Below are 16,987 nucleotides of genomic sequence, written 5' to 3'. Positions count from 1 at the left end.
TCGTACGTCGTCAACCGCGCAGCGGCGGCAGGTAGCCCAGTTCCATCAGCTTGATGTCCGCTTCGCCGACGCGCTCGAAATGTTCGCGACGGGTTTCGTCCATCGGTTCGCGGCCGTTCAGCAGCAGGGTGCCACGGCCGGGAATGTCGACCAGCTCCGTAGCCGCCGGGAAGTCCGTGGCCCTTAGCGGATGCGGGCAGAAGCCGATCCAGCCGATGCTGCGGCGGTCCGGGAAGGTCCGCTGGTGTACGAAATACGTATGCGGAGCGAGCATGCCCCAGGTCGTTTCGGGCCAGATTTCCAGCGCCGCGAGGAAGATCGCGACGAAGGAGGAAGCCGGTGCGTCGAACACCTGCAGCAGGCTGCCGGCATCTTCCAACTGGAGCCTGGTCGAGACGGCCCTGCCGCTGGCCTCGTAGTCCAGCGACAACCCGCCCTTGAACGGATCCTCCTCGCCGTTCCATAGCACCAGTTCCACCGCCCGGGTGCGCCGGTCACGCGACAGGGCCTTGGCGAGATCCTGGCGGTGCTCGGTGACGTTGTGGCTGAGGGCGTCGCGCAGGGAGTCGCCGCACAGGTACCAGTTCTCCAGCACCGGATGGAGGGGCGCGAGGGCATCGAGGAAGCGCTCTATCCGTTGCAGGTGCTGGTCGTCGTCCAGTTCGAGGAGCCGTGCCGGATCGAAGTACAGCTCGAATATGTAGCGCCTGAAAGCCTTGGCGTCCGTCATGCGCAATACCCCGGGTTCTCTTCGCAAAACCTTTTCATCTCTTCCTGTTCCTTCGCGCGGGTTTCCTGGTAGTCGTCGTGCTCGTCCGTTCCCGGCATCGGATTCCAGAATGCCTTCAGGTTGGCCAGTCCCATGCGCAGGTACTCCGCGGCGCAGTACTCGTAGACGATCCGCTGCAGGAAGTGCCATTCGACGAACACCGGCGGGATCGGTCGGGCCTTGTCGCTGTGGACCTCGGCCTTCTGCAGCAGGTCCGACTTCACCTTGGCCCGCGCCCAGGGCCTGGGCACGCCGAGCAGCGGGACGAACAGGAAGGCGTAGTTGGCCTTCGCCTCCAGCAGGGTGCAGCGCGGCTCGTCGAAGCCGTCCCACCAGGTGCCGCTCCAGAACCATTCGTGGGGAAACGGGAAATTGGTCACCCACTGCTGGTAGCGCGCGGACAGGTCCGACATGCTGTGGCCCTTGCCGTTATTGGCGATGGCCATTTCGCCCCGGGACGGCGGGCACTCCACGCAGTCCTTGTCGCGGCCCTGGCTCTTGCTGCAATCGCGCTCGGCTTCCCGGGTCCGGTCGCGGCTCAGCGTGCCGGTCTCGGTCCTGGGCAGGGTCTGCGGAACCGGCATCGGACGCGGTACCGGCCTGGGCAGCGCGCCGGGGGCCGGTCGCGGCAGCGGGCGCGGCGCCGGCATCGGCAAGTGCGGCCGGGGCGGCGCGGGTAGTTCGAAGGGCAGCCGCGGACCCATGCGGGGCAGCGGTCGGAAAAGCGCGCCTATGCCGCTCATGCCGGTCTCCCTGAGGTTTCGTACGCGCGCCACTTCTGGCTGGCCAGGCGAAACTCGACGATCCGTTCGTAGTCCTGGAAGCGTTGTTCCGGGCTGTCAGCCAGCGGCCGGCGCATGTGCGCGAGAAACGCCGGCGTGTCCTGGAAAGCGGGGAAGGCCAGGCCGTGCAGAAGAAAGCGTTCGATCGTCCCGGGCTCTTCGATACCCAGTTCCAGCGCCGTCGCGCGCAGCTCGCCGAGTTGCCGGATGGCGGGCAGCAGGCCGCGTCGTTCGAGCCAGGCGGGAGCCTCCCGGCGTACCTCCAGCAGGACCCGCTCGATGACTTCGTCGTCGCGGACCCGCTGCAGGCGATCCAGTTGGCCGGCATCCAGTTCAAGCATCGGCGGTCCGCTCCGTTTCCCGGTCATAGACGAGGTAGCCGCCCTGCAGGGGCTGCCAGACCTGCCAACGCTCCAGCGGCGCCATCACTTGCGTCCATTGCCGCGCGGTCATGACCTGTTCCAGCGCCCGGCGCACTTCCGGGCTGTAGTAGCGCAACAGCGCCCGGCGGCCGTCGGGCATGCGGGTGAAGAGCAGCCCGGCGAAGTGTTTCGCGAGGTTTTCGAAGGACGCCCGGCTCCACAGCCAGGAGGCCATGGGCGAGCGGCGGTCCCAGTCGCGCAGCCAGCCGAGGAACTCGCCCGATGACGAAAGCGGGGCGCTGTCCATGAATTCGATCAGGACCGGCCCGGCATGGGCGATTTCGTCCAGCTCGCTCCCGGCCAGCAGCCAGCGCGAGCTGATTTCCCCCGCGGCCTTTTCCAGGCGGGTGTCCAGGGTCAGGTAGCGGGCGCCGTCCGCCAGGGCGAACAGGCGGCTGTCCGGCGTAGGCGCCGCGAGCGCCGGCTGGAGCCGGCTCACGGTGCGCCGCCGAGGCTTTCCAGGGGCACCAGGGCCTGGTTGCGGCGTGCCGCCAGCAGCAGGCATTGCAGGCACAGCTTCGGTGGGGCGAGGGCGAGAGCGGGTGCGCCGCCGCCGCTGTTGCCGATCAGCACCGTGCCCGCGCCGCCGACCACCAGGTTGCCGTGGGTGCCGACGCTACCTACCACGGTGGCGGGCTTGCCGTTGATCAGTACGTTGGCGATGACGTTGGCGCTGAGGGTGGCGCCGCAGGCGGTGGCGTCGCCCTGGCGGGCGGCGGACCGATGGTCGAAGAAGACGTCGGGCGAGCCGCCGACGATCGGGTTGCTGCCGTGGCCCGGCAGCGGACACGCGGTCGGATCGCCCAGGCGCGCAGCGGGTTTGCCGCTCATGCTCAAGTCCCTATGAGATAAACCCTGGCACTCTGCCGTGCCACTCGGGGGCGGACAACCTATCTGAACTGCTCAGGAGGCACCTTCGGAAACGGCTTGGGCAACCGCGTCCTTGCCTGGTGGCGCTTGAAGGGATTTCCTACCTGGAAGTCTCGTCACCCGCCTGCGAAAGGCGCAGGCGTACGGAGCGATGGCGCGATGGGGAGGGGAGCCTGGGAGGAGGGAAGGAGGCGTTTCGCGCAGCGTCGCGTTCGCTTTGCCTGCGCAGGGGCTGTCCGCCGATACCGCGCTGGAGCGACGGATAGCCGCGATAGGGTTATCCGCCCTGCGCCGAGACCGCCGCGGGAGGAGACAGGGAGGCTGTCCCTGGCTCCTCCCGTGCGATCAGTGATGCTCGCGCGTCGCGCGGAAGCGGATGTCCGGCCAGCGTTCTTCCATCAGGCTGAGGTTGACGCGGGTCGGCGCCAGGTAGGTGAGGTGCCCGCCGCCGTCCACGGAGAGGTTCTCGAAGGCCTTGTCCTTGAACTCCTTGAGCTTCTTCTCGTCGTCGCACTCGATCCAGCGTGCCGACCAGACGTTGATCGCCTCGTAGGCGCACTCGACCTTGTATTCCTCCTTCAGGCGGCTGGCGACCACGTCGAACTGCAGCACGCCCACCGCACCGAGGATGATGTCGTTGTTGCGCTCGGGGAAGAACACCTGGGTCGCACCTTCCTCGGCCAGTTCCTGCAGGCCCTGGCGCAACTGCTTGGACTTCAGCGGGTCTTTCAGGCGCACGCGGCGGAACAGTTCCGGGGCGAAGTGCGGGATGCCGGTGAAACCGAAGTTCTCGCCTTCGCTGAAGGTGTCGCCGATCTGGATGGTGCCGTGGTTGTGCAGGCCGATGATGTCGCCGGCATAGGCCTCTTCCAGTTGCTCGCGCTCGGAGGAGAAGAAGGTCAGCGCGTCGGCGATCTTCACGTCCTTGCCCAGGCGCACGTGGCGCATCTTCATGCCTTTCTCGTACTTGCCCGAGCAGATGCGCATGAAGGCGATGCGGTCGCGGTGCTTGGGATCCATGTTCGCCTGGATCTTGAACACGAAGCCGGAGAACTTCTCCTCGGTCGGCTCCACGCTGCGTTCGTGGGTGGCGCGCGACAGCGGCTGCGGCGCCCAGTCGACGATGCAGTCGAGGACCTGGTCGACGCCGAAGTTGCCCAGCGCGGTGCCGAAGAACACCGGGGTCATCTCGCCCTTGAGGAAGGCGTCCTTGTCGAATTCGTGGCAGGCGCCCTGCACCAGCTCCAGCTCCTCGACGAAATTGTCGTAGAGATCGCCGAGGTGGGCGCGGGCTTCGTCGGAGTCGAGCTTTTCGATGACCTTGGTCTCGATGCGCTCGTGGCCGTGGCCCGGGACGTAGACGATGATCCTGTCGTCGGCCAGGTGGTAGACGCCCTTGAAGTCCTTGTAGCAGCCGATCGGCCAGGTGATCGGCGCGGCCTTGATCTTCAGCACCGCCTCGATCTCGTCGAGCAGCTCGATGGGGTCGCGGATGTCGCGGTCGAGCTTGTTGATGAAGCTGACGATGGGCGTGTCACGCAGCCGGCAGACTTCCATCAGGGCGATGGTCCGCGGTTCGACGCCCTTGCCGCCGTCGAGCACCATCAGCGCCGAGTCCACCGCGGTCAGGGTGCGGTAGGTGTCTTCGGAGAAGTCTTCGTGGCCGGGGGTGTCGAGCAGGTTGATCATGTGCTCGCGGTAGGGGAACTGCATCACCGAGGTGGTGATGGAGATGCCGCGCTGCTTTTCCATCTCCATCCAGTCGGACGTGGCGTGGCGGTCGGACTTGCGCGACTTCACGGTACCGGCGACGGCGATCGCCTTGCCCATCAGCAGGAGCTTCTCGGTGATGGTGGTCTTACCGGCGTCGGGGTGGGAAATGATCGCGAAGGTACGGCGCTTCGCGACTTCGGCGGCCTGAGTGGTCATGGATGCGTGCCTGCTGGAATCCGTTGGCGTGGGCGCGGGACGGCCCGGAAAAACGCGGGATTATAGCGGTAAAACGCGGCGCGTCGGGATGCCTGTCATCCGGCGATCGATGGAATTGCCGGTGGACAGCGAACTTGTCGCAGTCGTGCCGTTCCAAGCAGCCAGCGGCGGCCACCGCCGGATAGACTGCTTTCATTTCACCCGATCGAAGGAAATCACCATGAACGGAGTATCCAGACTGCTCTCCCTGGCGTTGCTGGGCGCGGCGCTGCACTGGGCGCCGGCGCAGGCCGAGGAGCAGCCGCGGCTGTTCGAACTGCTCGGCCAGCCCGGCTACAAGGCCACCTGGCATGCCATGTTCAAGGGCGAGAGCGACGTGCCGAAATGGGTTTCCGACGCCAGCGGCCCGAGTTCCCCGTCCACCAGCCTGAGCCTGGAGGGCCAGCCCTACGTCCTGGCCAACAGTTGCAAACCCCACGATTGCGGCAACAACCGCCTGCTGGTGGCGTTCCGTGGCGACAAGAGTGCCGCCTACGGGCTGCAGGTGAGCCTGCCGGACGAGCCCGCCGAAGTCATGCAGACGCCGAGCAAGTACGCCACCTATCGCTGGTACGGCGAACCCTCCAGGCAGGTCCGCGAGCTGCTGATGAAACAGTTGGAGAGCGATCCGAACTGGAAGTGACGCCGGGCCTGAGGGGGACCAGGCCCGGCGGCGGGAAGGGCGGATGATCGCTGGCGATCGTCCGCCGTTGCGCCATGCGCTCGCTCCCGCGGTCTTCCTTCAGAAACCGACCGAGGCCTGTACGTACAGGGTGCGCGGCTGGCCGACGTAGAGGCCCTTGTTGTTGTCGTCGAACGAGCGGGTGTAGTAGCGGCGATCGAACAGGTTCTTCACCCCCAGGCCGAGCTTGAGGTCGTTCAGTTGCGGGCCGAAGTCGTAGGTGCCGCGCGCGCTCCAGACCATCCAGCCGGCGATCCGCCCGGTGCTGCCGTCGGCGCTTTCGCTCTCGGTGTTGGCGTTGTCGGCGTACTGGCTGGTCTGGAAGCTGCCGTCGAGGTTGTAGCTCCAGGCGCCGGTGCGGTAGTTGGCGCCAAGGGTGCCCTTGTGCTTCGAGGAGAACGGCACCTGGTTGCCCTTGTTCGGCCCGTCCTCGCGAATGCTCGCGTCGACGTAGGCGTAGCTGGCATAGACGTCGAAGCCGGAGAGCAGCGGGTCGAGATCGGCCAGGTCGTAGGCGATCGCCGCCTCGATGCCCTTGTGCCGGGTCTTGCCGCGGGCGGTCACGCTGTCGGTCTGCTGGTTGCTCTCGTACTGGTTGTCGAAGTTGATCAGGAAGGCGCCCAGTTCGGCGCGCAGGATGCCGTCGTCGTAGCGGCTGCCGAGTTCCCAGGTGCGGGCCTTCTCCGGCTCGATGTCGCCGCTCTGCACCGCCTTGCCCATCTGGCTGTACTGCACGGTGCCGAACGAGCCCTCGGTGTTGGCGTAGAGGTTCCAGCTCGGCGTGAGGTGGTAGATCACGTTGAGCGCCGGCAGCGAGGCGTTGTAGCGGCCGCTGTCCTTGCTGTTCTTCAGTAGGTTCTTCTGTTCGGAATCGATCTTCTCGTAGCGGATGCCGGGGGTGATGGTCCAGTTGCCGATATCGATGCGATCGTCGATGTAGAACGCGTTGGCTTCGGTGCTGCCGCGGGTGTCGCGGTCGTTGCGGCTGCCGGTGCTGGGTAGCTGGCCGCTGTCGGCGCGGGTCCAGTAGCGCAGCTCGTGGCTGGCTTCGTTGACGTAGCGGTGGCCGATGCCCACTTCGTGGCGACTTTCGCCCAGCTCGAAACCCTGGCTGAAGCGGGTTTCCAGGCCTCGCACCCAGTATTCGCGCGGCGACAGGGTGAGGTTGCGGCCCTGGTCGAGGTAGCCGCTGCGCAGGGTCTTGGTGAAGAAGCCGGTGACGTTGAGCTTCTGGCTGGCGTTGGGGGTGTATTCGTAGCTGGCGCTGGCCAGGGTACGGCGGCCCCAGAACTTGTCGTAGGGACGGGTCGACTGGTACGGATCGTCGCGGTAGGCCGCGGCGCTGAGGCCGCCGGGCATGTCGGCCTCGCCGTCGTAGTACTGGGTCATCGCCGAAAACGCGTGTTCGTCGCTGGGCTGGAAGCGGCCCTTGAGAATCAGGTCGTCGATCCGCGTATCGCTGTGCTCGCGCCAATCGCCGCCGCGGGTGCCGGAGTAGAGCAGGGCGCCGCCGAGGCCGTTGGCGCCGGTGCCGCCGATCAGCACGTTGTGGGTGGTCTTCAGGCCGTCCTGGCTGGAGCTGGGGCTGAGTTCGCTGTGCACGTCGAGCTTGGTGGCGAAGTCCTCGGGGATCGCCCGGGTCACGAAGTTGACGATGCCGCCGACGTTCTGCGGCCCGTAGCGCACCGCGCCGCCGCCGCGGACCACGTCCACCGCGTCCATGTTGCCGATGGACACCGGCGCCAGCGACAACTGTGGCTGGCCGTAGGGGGCGAAGGGCACCGGGATGCCGTCCATCAGCACCGTCGAGCGCGACGCCAGGCGCGGGTTGAGGCCGCGAATGCCGAAGTTCAATGCCAGGTCGTGGCTGCCGGTGCCGTTGTTGAGCGGCGCGCTGACCCCGGGAATGCGCTCCAGCACTTCGCGGGTGCTGGCCGCGCCTTGGGCCTGGAACTGCTCGCGGCGGACCACGTCGCGCGCACCGGGATGCTCGAAGACGTCGGCGGCGCTGGCGTCGGCCAGCCAGTCGCCGACCACGGTGAGCGCCTGCAGGTTGGCCGGGTCTTCCACCGGCAGCGCCTCCAGGGTATAGGCGCCGTCGCCGCGGGCGCGCGCCTCCAGGCCGGAGCCGGCGAGCAGGGCGGCCAGGGCTTCCTCCAGGGTGTACTCGCCGTCCAGCGCCTGGCTGCGCCGCGCGGCGGTCTGTTCCGGGCTGAAGGCGATCAGCACGCCGGCCTGGCGGCCTAGGTGGTTCAGCGCCTGCTCCAGCGGCTCGGCGGGCAGCCGGTAGTACTGGCGGGCATCGGTGCGGATCTCGGCGGCGCAGGCGCTGCCGGCGGAAACCAGGACGGGACCGCCGAGGCAGGCGAGGAGCAGGGCGCGGCTGAGCGGCGACAGGGCGCGTGACGGGAACATGAGGGACACTCCAGTGGATCTTTCGAGGTTGGCTTTCCTCCTCTGTCACGCGAGGTGGGGAAAAAGGCTCAGGTACGCGAAAATATCTTTTCGCTCATTCGCGCGGGTGCACGCCGACCCAGTAGCGGGTGACGCGCCGTACCTCCACAGGCAGCACCGCCGGCAGGGTGGCGAGGATCCGCTCGCTATCGTCCAGCGGATAGCTGCCGGAAATCCGCAGGCCGCCGATGCGCGGGTCGCAGCCCAGCCGGCCGGGGCGGTAGCGCGCGACTTCGGCGAGGAATTCGTCCAGGCGCATGCCGGCGGCCACCAGCATGCCGTCGGTCCAGGCGCCGCTGCCGACCGGCAACGGCTGCGGAACGCCGAGTCGCTCGCGGTCGAAGTCCAGCTGCCGGCCGCTGGGCAGCAGCAGGCCCTGGCCGGCGTGGTTCTCCACCTGCACCGCGCCTTCGTGGACGGCGACGCGGGTGCGTCCGGCGAACTGGCGCACGTCGAACCGGGTGCCCACCGGTCGCAGCCGGCCTTCCGCGCTGTACACGTGCAGCGGGCGCGGGTCGTGGCCGGTGCTGAGCTGGATTTCCCCGCGCAGCAGGAGCAGGCGCCGTTCGCCGGCATCGAAGCGGACATCCACCGCCGTGTCGCTGTTCAGCTCGAGGCGACTGCCGTCGGCCAGGGCCAGGCGCCGGCGTTCGCCGACGCCGGTGGCATAGTCGGCGCTCCAGCGCTGCAGGCTGCCGCTCTCGCGCAGGCCCCAGGCGCTGCCGCCGGCGGCCAGGACCAGCAGCAGGGTCTTCAGCGCGCGCCGGCGTTGCGGCGAATGCGGTGCGTTGATGGCGGCCAGGGCCAGTGGCGTGCCTATCCCGGCCAGGCGCTGGTTGACCGCCTCGATGTGGCTCCAGGCCTGCTCGTGTTCCGGGGCCGCCTGGCGCCAGCGCTGCCAGGCCTGGCGCAGGCGTTCGTCGTCGGCGCCGCCCTGCAGCTCGACCAGCCAGCGCACGGCCTGTTCGGCCACCTGCGGCGGCACCTTGGGTGCGGCGGGCAGGCTCATGGCAGCTCGGCGAAGTAGCAGCGTTGCGCAGCCTTGAGCATGTAGCGCTTGACGCTGCTCAGGGAGATGCCCAGCTGCGTGGCGATCTCGGCGTAGCCCAGGCCGTCGAGCTGGGCCAGCAGGAAGGTCTCCTTGGCCAGCGGCGGCAGGCCGTCGAGCAGACGGTCCAGCTCGACCAGGGTCTCCAGGACGATGGCGCGGGTCTCTTCGCTGGGGACTTCCCGCTCGGGCAGGCTGGCCAGGGCTTCCAGGTAGGCGCGCTCGACGTCCTGGCGGCGGTAGTGGTTGCACAGCACGCGGCGGGCGATGGTGGTGAGGAAGGCGCGCGGTTCGTCGATGCGCGCGGCCTGGCGCGAAACCAGGACCTTGACGAAGGTGTCCTGGGCCAGGTCGGCGGCGTTCTGCGGGCAGCCGAGGCGGCGCCGCAGCCAGCCCGTGAGCCAGTGGTGGTGGTCGCTGTAGAGGGTATGCAACGCGGCCGCATGGGCGAGGTCGGCGCTCGACACCTGGACATTCCCGGAGCAGAAGGATTAACGAATGATAATAGTTATCATTTTATGCTGCGGGAATGCCTGCCTACAACCGCAGGCTGTCGGCGCCTGGCTTTCAGGAGGCTTTCAGGGCGGCGCGGTACTGCCCCGGGGTGGCGCCATGGGCTTCGCGGAAGCGTCGGTTGAAATGGCTCGGACTGGCGAAGCCGCAGGCCAGCGAGACCTCCTGGAGCGACTGCGCGGAGTACGCCAGCAGGTCGCGGGCCCGCGCCAGGCGTCGTTCCAGCACGTAGCGGTGCGGCGGCAGGCCGAAGGAGACGCGGAACATGCGCGCGAAGTGGTACTCGGAGAGCGCCGCCAGCTCCGCCAGCGACCCCAGTTCCAGCGGCTGCTCCAGGTGGCTTTCGATGTAGTCGGCCAGGCGCCGCCGCACGTGCGCGGCCAGCCCGCCCTGCCAGCGCACGTCGGTACGCCTGCCGCACCCGGTGAGCAGCAGGTGGTCCACCGCCTGGTGGGCGAGGCTGGTGCATAGCAGGCGCTCGCCGGGTTCGTTCCAGTCCTGTCGTTCCAGGGTCCGGCACAGGGCGGCCAGCGGCTCGTCCTGGATGTAGGTGCGCTCCTCCAGTTGCAGGCTGCGCGGTTCGCAATCGAGGGTGCGTACCGCCGCGCCGGCCAGGCGTTCCGGGCTGATGTACAGGTGCATGAAGCCCAGGCCGCGTGTCACCGCCCAGTCGGAGTGGTGTTCGGCCGGCATCACGCAGAAGCGATCGGGGCCGCCATAGAGCCCGGGACGATCGCGGCGGAAGGTCTGCCAGCCGCCCTGCAGGTAGAGCGACAGGGTGTGATGGCCGGGGTCGCTGTAGCCGAGGATCTCCGCTTCGTCGCGGTACCAATGGGCGAGCGCCAGGCCGTCGCTGAGCGTGCTGCTGCGCAGCAGGCGCGCATTGGAGGTCCGGTCGAGGGTGCGGAATACCTGGAAATCGCTGGGTTGGTGCATGCCGGCCATGCTACCCGCGCCCGGACGCTGCCGCGAGAGGCGGCGGATGAAAAGCGCAAGAATGGACAATGGTCGCGCCCGGCTTCGCCCGCAGACTGACGGCATCCTGTCGTTGCGGAGTCACCATGAATCTTTCGCTGTACCTGCTCACCGTGCTCATCTGGGGCACCACCTGGATCGCCATCAAGCTGCAGATGGGCCCGGTGGCGATCACCCTGTCGATCGCCTACCGCTTCGCCCTGGCGGCGCTGGTGCTGTTCGCCGTGCTGCTGCTCGGCCGCCGCCTGCAAAGGCTGGACGCACGGGGCCAACGCCTGTGCATGGCCCAGGGCGTATGCCTGTTCTGCCTGAATTTCATCTGCTTCTATACCGCCAGCCAGTGGATTCCCAGCGGCCTGGTGGCCGTGGTGTTCTCCACCGCCACCCTGTGGAATGCGCTGAACGCCCGCCTGTGGTTCGGCCAGCGCATCGCGTCGAACGTGATGGCCGGTGGCGGTCTCGGCCTGCTCGGCCTGGGGCTGCTGTTCTGGCCGGAACTGGTGGGTCACCAGGCCACCCCGGAAACCTTCTACGGCCTCGGCCTGGCCCTGCTAGGCACGCTGTGTTTCTCCACCGGCAACATGCTTTCCAGCCTGCAACAGAAGGCCGGCATCCGCCCGCTCACCGGCAATGCCTGGAGCATGCTCTATGGCACCCTGATCCTCCTGGCGCTGTGCCTGTTCCAGGGCGTGCCGCTGAATTTCGACTGGAGCGCGCGCTACGTCGGCTCGCTGCTGTACCTGGCGATCCCCGGCTCGGTGATCGGCTTCACCGCCTATCTGACCCTGGTCGGGCGCATGGGCCCGGATCGCGCCGCCTACTGCACCGTGCTGTTCCCGGTGGTGGCGCTGAACATCTCGGCCTTCGCCGAGGGCTACCGCTGGACCGCACCGGCGCTGGCCGGGCTGGTCCTGGTGATGCTCGGCAACGTCTTGGTGTTCCGCAAGCCGAAGGCGCCGGCGCTGGCCGGGCCGGCGCGCTCGACCTAGCGGAGAGCGAGGCGCGCTCAGCCGCGTCGCCACACCTGCGGATTGACCAGGTCCAGCGGCCGCTCGCCGCGCAGGGCCGCCTCGAAGTTCTGCAGCGCCCGCTCGGCCATGGCCCGGCGGGTCTCGTGGGTGGCCGAGCCGATGTGCGGCAGGGTCACCACGTTGTCCAGGGCGAACAGCGGCGATTCGGCCAGCGGTTCCTTCTCGTAGACATCCAGGCCGGCGCCGAGGATGCGTTTCTCCCGCAGGGCGGCGACCAGCGCGGCCTCGTCGACCACCTGGCCGCGGGCGACGTTGACCAGGATCGCCGAGGGCTTCATCAGGCCCAGTTCGCGCGCGCCGATCAACCGCCGGGTCTGCGCTCCCAGCGGCACCACCACGCAGACGAAGTCGGCCTCGCCGAGCAGTTCGTCGAAGCCGAGGAAGCGCGCGCCGAGTTCCTGTTCCAGTTCCGGCTTGCGGTTGTTGCCGTGGTAGAGCACCTGCATGCCGAAGCCGAAACGGCCGCGCCGGGCGATGGCCGCGCCGATCCGGCCGAGGCCGAGGATGCCGAGTTTCTTGCCATGCACATCGGTGCCGAACTGCGGGGCATCGACGGTGCGCTTCCAGTTCCCGGCCTTGACCCAGGCGTCCAGTTCGGCGACCCGTCGCGCGGCGCTGATCAGCAGGGCGAAGCCGAGGTCGGCGGTGGTCTCGGTGAGGACGTCGGGCGTGTTGGTGAGGGCGATGCCGCGGCGGTTCAGGTAGTCCAGGTCATAGTTGTCGTAGCCGACCGAGACGCTGGAGATGACTTCCAGCTGCTTCGCCTGTTCCAGTTGCCTGGCGCCGAGCGGCCGGCCGACGCCGATCATGCCGTGGGTATCGGGCAGGGCGGCGGCGTACTGGGCGTCGATGTCGCCCTGTTTCGGTTCGAGCACGCGGACGTTGAACTGGCGTTGCAGGCGTTCGAGATGCTCGGGGGCGAGGCGACTGAAGACGAAGACGTTCTTTTTCATGACGGGACTCTGCAAGCGGGAGCGAAAGCGCCGACCATACCACCGCCATCGAAGCGGCGGGCAGGGGCCCGCCACTGGGCGGGCGATTATCGGCTCAGGAGGGTCTTCCGAGTTCCAGGCCCAGCTCCACCAGCGCCGCTTCGTCGCGCTGGAGCAGGCCGGGCAGGCTTTCCTTGAGGTATTCCACCCAGGTCTTGATCTTCGCGTCGAGATACTGCCGCGAAGGGTACAGCGCATAGACGTTGAGCTGTTGCAGGCGGTGTTGCGGCAGTACCCGCACCAGGGTGCCCTTGCCCAGGTCCTCGATGGCCGAATACACCGGCAGGATGCCGATGCCCAGCCCGGAGCGGATTGCCTCGGTCATGGCGTCGCCGACATTGACCTGGAACGGCGAGGCGCCGATGGAGACCATTTCCTGGCCGTTGGGACCGTCGAACAGCCAGCGATCCAGCGGCACCACCGGGCTGACCAGACGCAGGCAGTCGTGGCTGGCCAGCTCCGAAGGCTCGCTCGGCGTGCCGTTCAGGCGCAGGTACTCCGGCGAGGCGCAAAGAATGCTGTAGGTCTCGCCGATGCGCTGGGAAATGAAGCCGGAATCGGGCAGCTCGGAGGCCACCACGATGGCCACGTCGAAGCCCTCGTCGAGCAGGTCCGGCACGCGGTTGGCCATGGTCAGGTCGAAGGTCACGTCGCGGTACTGCTGGCGGTAGCCGGCGATGGCGCGGATCACGTAGTGCTGGCCGATGCCGGTCATCGAATGCAGCTTCAGCTTGCCGGCGGGGCGGGCATGGGCGTCGCTGGCTTCGGCCTCGGCTTCCTCGACGTAGGCGAGGATCTGCTCGCAGCGCAGCAGGTAGCGCTGGCCGGCCTCGGTGAGGGCGATGCGACGAGTGGTACGGTTGAGCAGGCGGGTGCGCAGGTGCGTCTCGAGGTTGGCCACCGCCCGCGAAACATAGGCGGTGGTGGTGTTGAGCTGCTGGGACGCCGCGGTGAAGCTTCCGGTTTCCGCCACGCAGACGAAGGCTCGCATGTTTTGCAGGGTGTCCATCGACGGGGCCTCCTAGGCACGCGCAGAAGTGTGTCAGATTGTTGCGAGGGCGGATTATTTCACATTACGCAATAAACAATCGCACTTGAGCCAGCTTATCAGCAGCCGCCAGCCTCTTAAAATTCATCGGCCCCCGAGCGCACGAACGCTCGAGCGGGTTGAACGGCGCCCGTACCGTTCAAATTCCGTGCTTCGCCCCTCCAGGATCAGACAACGTGCCGCGTGCTCTCAGGAAGGAACTGACCTTGGTCGGCTCCTTCGTCGGTTTTCTCGTCGTTTTCTCCGCAATATCCGGTTGTGTCAGTACAGGCGATATCGCCCCCCAGGCCGCCACGCTCGACGCCAACGCCCTGGCCACCGACCATGCGATCCAGGCTGCCGCCCGCGAGGCCGGCTGGCCGCAGGCGCAGTGGTGGAAGGTGTATGCCGATCCGCAGTTGGACGCCTGGATCGAGAAGGCGCTGGACGGCAATCCAGGCCTGGCGGTAGCCCATGCGCGGGTACGCCAGGCGAAGTCCATGGCCGGGCTGGTGGAGTCCATCGAGTCGCCGCAGATCGAGGGCAAGGGCTCGCTGGTCCGCCACCGCTGGCCGGACGACTATTTCTACGGCCCCGGCGACCTGGCGCGGACCACTTCCTGGAACAACTCCACCGAGATCGCCCTGAACTACAAGCTCGATCTCTGGGGGCGCGACCGCAGCGACAGCGAGCGCGCCGTCGACCTGGCCCACATGGCCGCCGCCGAGGCGCGCCAGGCGCAGCTCGAGCTGGAGGGCAACATCGTGCGCGCCTACGTCCAGCTCTCGTTGCAGTACGCCGAGATGGACATCGCCAAGGCCATGCTGCAACAGCAGCGCGACATCCTCGCCCTGGCCCAGCGTCGCCTGCGCGGCGGCATCGGCACGCATTTCGAGGTCAGCCAGGCGGAAGTGCCGCTGCCCGAGACCGAGCGCCGCATCGAGGTGATCGACGAAGAAATCCAGCTCACCCGCAACCTGCTCGCCGCCCTGGCCGGCAAGGGCCCGGGCGAGGGCAGCACGATCCGCCGGCCAAGCCTGAACCTGGCGGCGCAGCCGAGCCTGCCCAGCGCCTTGCCGGCCGAACTGCTCGGTCGCCGCCCGGATGTGGTCGCCCGCCGCTGGCAGGTCGCCGCCCTGGCCAAGGGCGTGGACGTGGCGCGCGCCGACTTCTACCCCAACGTCGACCTGATGGCCTCGGTCGGCTTCAGTGCCGTCGGCGGCGGCATGCTGGAGTTCTTCCGCAGCGCCAAGTACACCTACAGCGCCGGCCCGGCGGTGACCCTGCCGATCTTCGACGGCGGCCGCCTGCGTTCGCAGTTGGGCGAGGCGGCGGCCGGCTACGACGCGGCGGTGGAGCAATACAACCAGACCCTGGTGGATGCGCTGAAGAACATTTCCGACCAGTTGATCCGCCTGCATTCGGTGGACATCCAGAAGGACTTCGCCGCGCAATCGGTGGCTTCCGCGCAGAAGACCTACGATATCGCCACCCTGGCCTACCAGCGCGGCCTCACCGATTACCTCAACGTGCTCAACGCGCAGACCCGGCTGTTCCAGCAGCAACTGGTCCAGGAGCAGGTGCAGGCCGCCCGGCTGGCCGCCCATGCCAGCCTGCTCACCGCCCTCGGCGGCGGCGTCGGGGCCGGCGCCGATACGCCGGCGCAGCGGAAGCTGGCGCCGGAGAACGTCCCGGTCAGAGCGGTATCTTCGCGATGAGTGGCCGCTCCGCTGGTTTCGCCCTGCCCAGCCGCGACGAGTGGCGGCGCGCGCTGGCCGAGTGGGCGCGCAGCGACGGGGCGACCTGGATCTACGTGTTCAAGGTGCTCTGCGCGGCCTTCCTGACCCTCTGGCTGGCGATGCGCCTGGAGTTGCCGCAACCGAGCACGGCGACCATCACCGTGTTCATCGTCATGCAGCCGCAGAGCGGCCAGGTGTTCGCCAAGAGCTTCTACCGCATCCTCGGCACCCTGGTCGGCCTCAGCGTGATGGTCACCCTGATCGCCCTGTTCGCCCAGGAGCGGGTGCTGTTCCTGCTCAGCTCGGCGATCTGGATCGGTCTCTGCACCGCCGGGGCCGCCCGCTACCGTGACTTCCGCTCCTACGCCTGCGTGCTCGCCGGCTACACCGCGACGCTGATCGGCATCCCCGCCACCAGCCATCCGGAAGGCGCCTTCATGCAGGCGATCTGGCGGGTCCTGGAAATCAGCCTGGCGATTCTCTGCTCGGGGGTGGTCAGCGCGGTGATCATGCCGCAGACCACCAGCGCGGCGATGCGCAATGCGCTGTACGTGCGCTTCGGCCTGTTCGCTGCGTTCGTCCTCGACAGCCTGCGCGGGGTCGGCGGGCGCGAGCGCTTCGAAAGCAGCAACGTGGCCTTCGCCGCCCAGGCCGTGGGCCTGGAGACGATGCGCGCGGCGAGCGCCTTCGAGGATCCGCACATGCGCCTGCGCAATGGCCGGCTGATTCGCCTGAGCAGCGAGTTCATGGCCATGAATACCCGTTTCCACGCCCTCCACCAACTGCTCGAACGCCTGCGCGCGCAGGGCTCCACCCAGGTGCTGGAAGCGTTCGAACCGTGCCTGGAGGAAATCACCGGGCTGCTCGAGGAGATCCGTGGCCGCGCCGTCACCGACCATGACGCCGAGCGCTTCGCCCAGCGCCTCGCCGACTGCCGCGAACGCCTGATGGCGCGCATCCGCCAGGCGCGCGGAGAACTGCTGGCGCGGGAGCCGGGCGAAGAGGCGCGGCTGGACTTCAATACCGCCGCCGAGCTGCTCTACCGTTTCGCCGAGGAGATGCACGACTACGCCCTGACCCATGCCTCGCTGGCCGCCCACCGCCACGAGCGCGAGCAGTGGAAGGACGCCTTCACCGCCAAGGCCAACGCGGTGGCGGCGGCAGTGGCGGGGATGCGCACCGGGTTGATGATCCTGCTGTTCGGCTGTTTCTGGATCTACAGCACCTGGCCCAGCGGCGGCACCTTCGCCCTCAACGCGGTGGCGGTCTCGGCGTTGGCCTCGGCGGCGCCGAACCCGAAGAAGGTCGCCATGCAGATGGCCATCGGCACCATGGCGGCGGCGCTGCTCGGCTTCAGCGAGATGTTCTTCGTCTACCCGCACATCGACGGTTTCCCGCTGCTGTGCCTGGTGCTGGCGCCGGTGTTCGCCCTCGGCGCGTTCATCTCCTCGCGGCCGCAGTGGGCCGGCTACGGTCTCGGCCTGCTGGTGTTCTTCTGCTTCGGTTCGGTGCCGGCGAACCTGACCGTCTACGACCCGGCCCACGTGATCAACGAGTACATCGCCCTGATCCTCTCGATGCTGCTCTCGGCCGCGGCCGCCGCGGTCATTCTGCCGCCCAACAGCGCCTGGCTGTGGAAGCGCCTCGAGCGCGACCTGCGGATGCGCGTGGTGTTCGCCATCAGCGGCAGGAGCAGGGGGCTTGGCTCGGCCTTC

The 16,987-nt window shown here is 68.0% G+C and carries 16 protein-coding genes; 4 read left to right on the top strand and 12 right to left on the bottom strand.

What is annotated here, in order from left to right; translation table 11 throughout:
• Positions 1-10: 10 nt before the first annotated feature.
• The 6 genes from tsiT to HMPREF2581_RS09765 form a co-directional block, all read right to left on the bottom strand.
• The gene (gene tsiT, locus HMPREF2581_RS09790) at positions 11-730 is read right to left on the bottom strand and encodes a type VI secretion system immunity protein TsiT (protein ID WP_003137754.1); all 720 of its coding nucleotides are present in this window, start codon (positions 728-730) and stop codon (positions 11-13) included.
• Positions 727-1,512: a type VI secretion system effector protein TseT gene (tseT, locus tag HMPREF2581_RS31860; RefSeq protein WP_003137755.1), complete on the bottom strand. Its 786-nt coding sequence runs from the start codon at positions 1,510-1,512 to the stop codon at positions 727-729. The genes tsiT and tseT overlap by 4 nt, the downstream gene beginning before the upstream one ends.
• Positions 1,509-1,892: a hypothetical protein gene (locus HMPREF2581_RS09780; RefSeq protein ID WP_003104238.1), complete on the bottom strand. Its 384-nt coding sequence runs from the start codon at positions 1,890-1,892 to the stop codon at positions 1,509-1,511. The genes tseT and HMPREF2581_RS09780 overlap by 4 nt, the downstream gene beginning before the upstream one ends.
• Complete coding sequence (locus HMPREF2581_RS09775) at positions 1,885-2,412, bottom strand: DUF4123 domain-containing protein (RefSeq protein ID WP_003110911.1); 528 nt, start codon at positions 2,410-2,412, stop codon at positions 1,885-1,887. The genes HMPREF2581_RS09780 and HMPREF2581_RS09775 overlap by 8 nt, the downstream gene beginning before the upstream one ends.
• Positions 2,409-2,804, bottom strand: coding sequence for a PAAR domain-containing protein (locus tag HMPREF2581_RS09770; protein ID WP_003093006.1), 396 nt, complete (start codon positions 2,802-2,804; stop codon positions 2,409-2,411). Before HMPREF2581_RS09770 ends, HMPREF2581_RS09775 begins: the two co-directional genes overlap by 4 nt.
• A gap of 384 nt (positions 2,805-3,188) precedes the next feature.
• Entirely contained in the window at positions 3,189-4,772 is a 1,584-nt protein-coding gene (locus HMPREF2581_RS09765; RefSeq protein WP_003093004.1) for a peptide chain release factor 3, read from the bottom strand.
• Positions 4,773-4,992: 220 nt separating this feature from the next.
• Between HMPREF2581_RS09765 and ivy the strand changes: the two genes are divergently transcribed.
• Positions 4,993-5,454, top strand: coding sequence for a lysozyme inhibitor Ivy (gene ivy, locus HMPREF2581_RS09760; RefSeq protein ID WP_003093002.1), 462 nt, complete (start codon positions 4,993-4,995; stop codon positions 5,452-5,454).
• A gap of 99 nt (positions 5,455-5,553) precedes the next feature.
• Here ivy and fecA read toward each other — a convergent pair whose 3' ends face one another.
• The 4 genes from fecA to mdrR1 form a co-directional block, all read right to left on the bottom strand.
• Entirely contained in the window at positions 5,554-7,908 is a 2,355-nt protein-coding gene (fecA, locus tag HMPREF2581_RS09755) for a TonB-dependent Fe(3+) dicitrate receptor FecA (protein WP_003137759.1), read from the bottom strand.
• Positions 7,909-8,002: 94 nt separating this feature from the next.
• Positions 8,003-8,956, bottom strand: coding sequence for a FecR domain-containing protein (locus tag HMPREF2581_RS09750; protein WP_003137760.1), 954 nt, complete (start codon positions 8,954-8,956; stop codon positions 8,003-8,005).
• Positions 8,953-9,462: a sigma-70 family RNA polymerase sigma factor gene (locus HMPREF2581_RS09745; protein WP_003092999.1), complete on the bottom strand. Its 510-nt coding sequence runs from the start codon at positions 9,460-9,462 to the stop codon at positions 8,953-8,955. Before HMPREF2581_RS09745 ends, HMPREF2581_RS09750 begins: the two co-directional genes overlap by 4 nt.
• A gap of 100 nt (positions 9,463-9,562) precedes the next feature.
• Positions 9,563-10,444, bottom strand: a complete 882-nt coding sequence (mdrR1, locus tag HMPREF2581_RS09740) for an efflux pump transcriptional regulator MdrR1 (RefSeq protein WP_003132628.1) — start codon at positions 10,442-10,444, stop codon at positions 9,563-9,565.
• 125 nt (positions 10,445-10,569) lie between these two features.
• On the opposite strand from mdrR1, the gene HMPREF2581_RS09735 reads away from it, so the two are divergent.
• Complete coding sequence (locus tag HMPREF2581_RS09735; RefSeq protein WP_003092997.1) at positions 10,570-11,472, top strand: DMT family transporter; 903 nt, start codon at positions 10,570-10,572, stop codon at positions 11,470-11,472.
• Between the two features lie 17 nt (positions 11,473-11,489).
• Here HMPREF2581_RS09735 and HMPREF2581_RS09730 read toward each other — a convergent pair whose 3' ends face one another.
• On the bottom strand, positions 11,490-12,467 hold the full coding sequence (locus HMPREF2581_RS09730) for a 2-hydroxyacid dehydrogenase (RefSeq protein ID WP_003137762.1): 978 nt from the start codon (positions 12,465-12,467) through the stop codon (positions 11,490-11,492).
• Between the two features lie 94 nt (positions 12,468-12,561).
• A complete protein-coding gene (locus HMPREF2581_RS09725; protein WP_003092994.1) occupies positions 12,562-13,515 on the bottom strand; it encodes a LysR family transcriptional regulator in 954 nt (317 codons plus the stop codon).
• A 245-nt stretch (positions 13,516-13,760) separates the two neighbouring features.
• Between HMPREF2581_RS09725 and HMPREF2581_RS09720 the strand changes: the two genes are divergently transcribed.
• Both HMPREF2581_RS09720 and HMPREF2581_RS09715 read left to right on the top strand, forming a co-directional pair.
• Positions 13,761-15,251, top strand: a complete 1,491-nt coding sequence (locus tag HMPREF2581_RS09720) for an efflux transporter outer membrane subunit (RefSeq protein ID WP_003137763.1) — start codon at positions 13,761-13,763, stop codon at positions 15,249-15,251.
• Positions 15,248-16,987: FUSC family protein (locus HMPREF2581_RS09715; protein WP_070867318.1), on the top strand; the 1,740-nt coding region annotated here is incomplete at its 3' end. The genes HMPREF2581_RS09720 and HMPREF2581_RS09715, both read left to right, overlap by 4 nt.

Origin of the sequence: Pseudomonas sp. HMSC057H01 (genome assembly GCF_001836405.1) — a bacterium.
Taxonomy (GTDB): domain Bacteria; phylum Pseudomonadota; class Gammaproteobacteria; order Pseudomonadales; family Pseudomonadaceae; genus Pseudomonas; species Pseudomonas aeruginosa.
Note: the sequence above shows the minus strand (reverse complement) of the source record. Positions and strands in the feature narration are given on the sequence as shown.

Coding starts and splice junctions, on each gene's coding strand:
- HMPREF2581_RS09770 (WP_003093006.1), bottom strand. CDS start 2,804: ATGAGCGGCAAACCCGCTGCGCGCCTGGGCGATCCGACCGCGTGTCCG.
- HMPREF2581_RS09750 (WP_003137760.1), bottom strand. CDS start 8,956: ATGAGCCTGCCCGCCGCACCCAAGGTGCCGCCGCAGGTGGCCGAACAG.
- tsiT (WP_003137754.1), bottom strand. CDS start 730: ATGACGGACGCCAAGGCTTTCAGGCGCTACATATTCGAGCTGTACTTC.
- HMPREF2581_RS09735 (WP_003092997.1), top strand. CDS start 10,570: ATGAATCTTTCGCTGTACCTGCTCACCGTGCTCATCTGGGGCACCACC.
- HMPREF2581_RS09780 (WP_003104238.1), bottom strand. CDS start 1,892: ATGCTTGAACTGGATGCCGGCCAACTGGATCGCCTGCAGCGGGTCCGC.
- HMPREF2581_RS09730 (WP_003137762.1), bottom strand. CDS start 12,467: ATGAAAAAGAACGTCTTCGTCTTCAGTCGCCTCGCCCCCGAGCATCTC.
- fecA (WP_003137759.1), bottom strand. CDS start 7,908: ATGTTCCCGTCACGCGCCCTGTCGCCGCTCAGCCGCGCCCTGCTCCTC.
- mdrR1 (WP_003132628.1), bottom strand. CDS start 10,444: ATGCACCAACCCAGCGATTTCCAGGTATTCCGCACCCTCGACCGGACC.
- tseT (WP_003137755.1), bottom strand. CDS start 1,512: ATGAGCGGCATAGGCGCGCTTTTCCGACCGCTGCCCCGCATGGGTCCG.
- HMPREF2581_RS09765 (WP_003093004.1), bottom strand. CDS start 4,772: ATGACCACTCAGGCCGCCGAAGTCGCGAAGCGCCGTACCTTCGCGATC.
- ivy (WP_003093002.1), top strand. CDS start 4,993: ATGAACGGAGTATCCAGACTGCTCTCCCTGGCGTTGCTGGGCGCGGCG.
- HMPREF2581_RS09725 (WP_003092994.1), bottom strand. CDS start 13,515: ATGGACACCCTGCAAAACATGCGAGCCTTCGTCTGCGTGGCGGAAACC.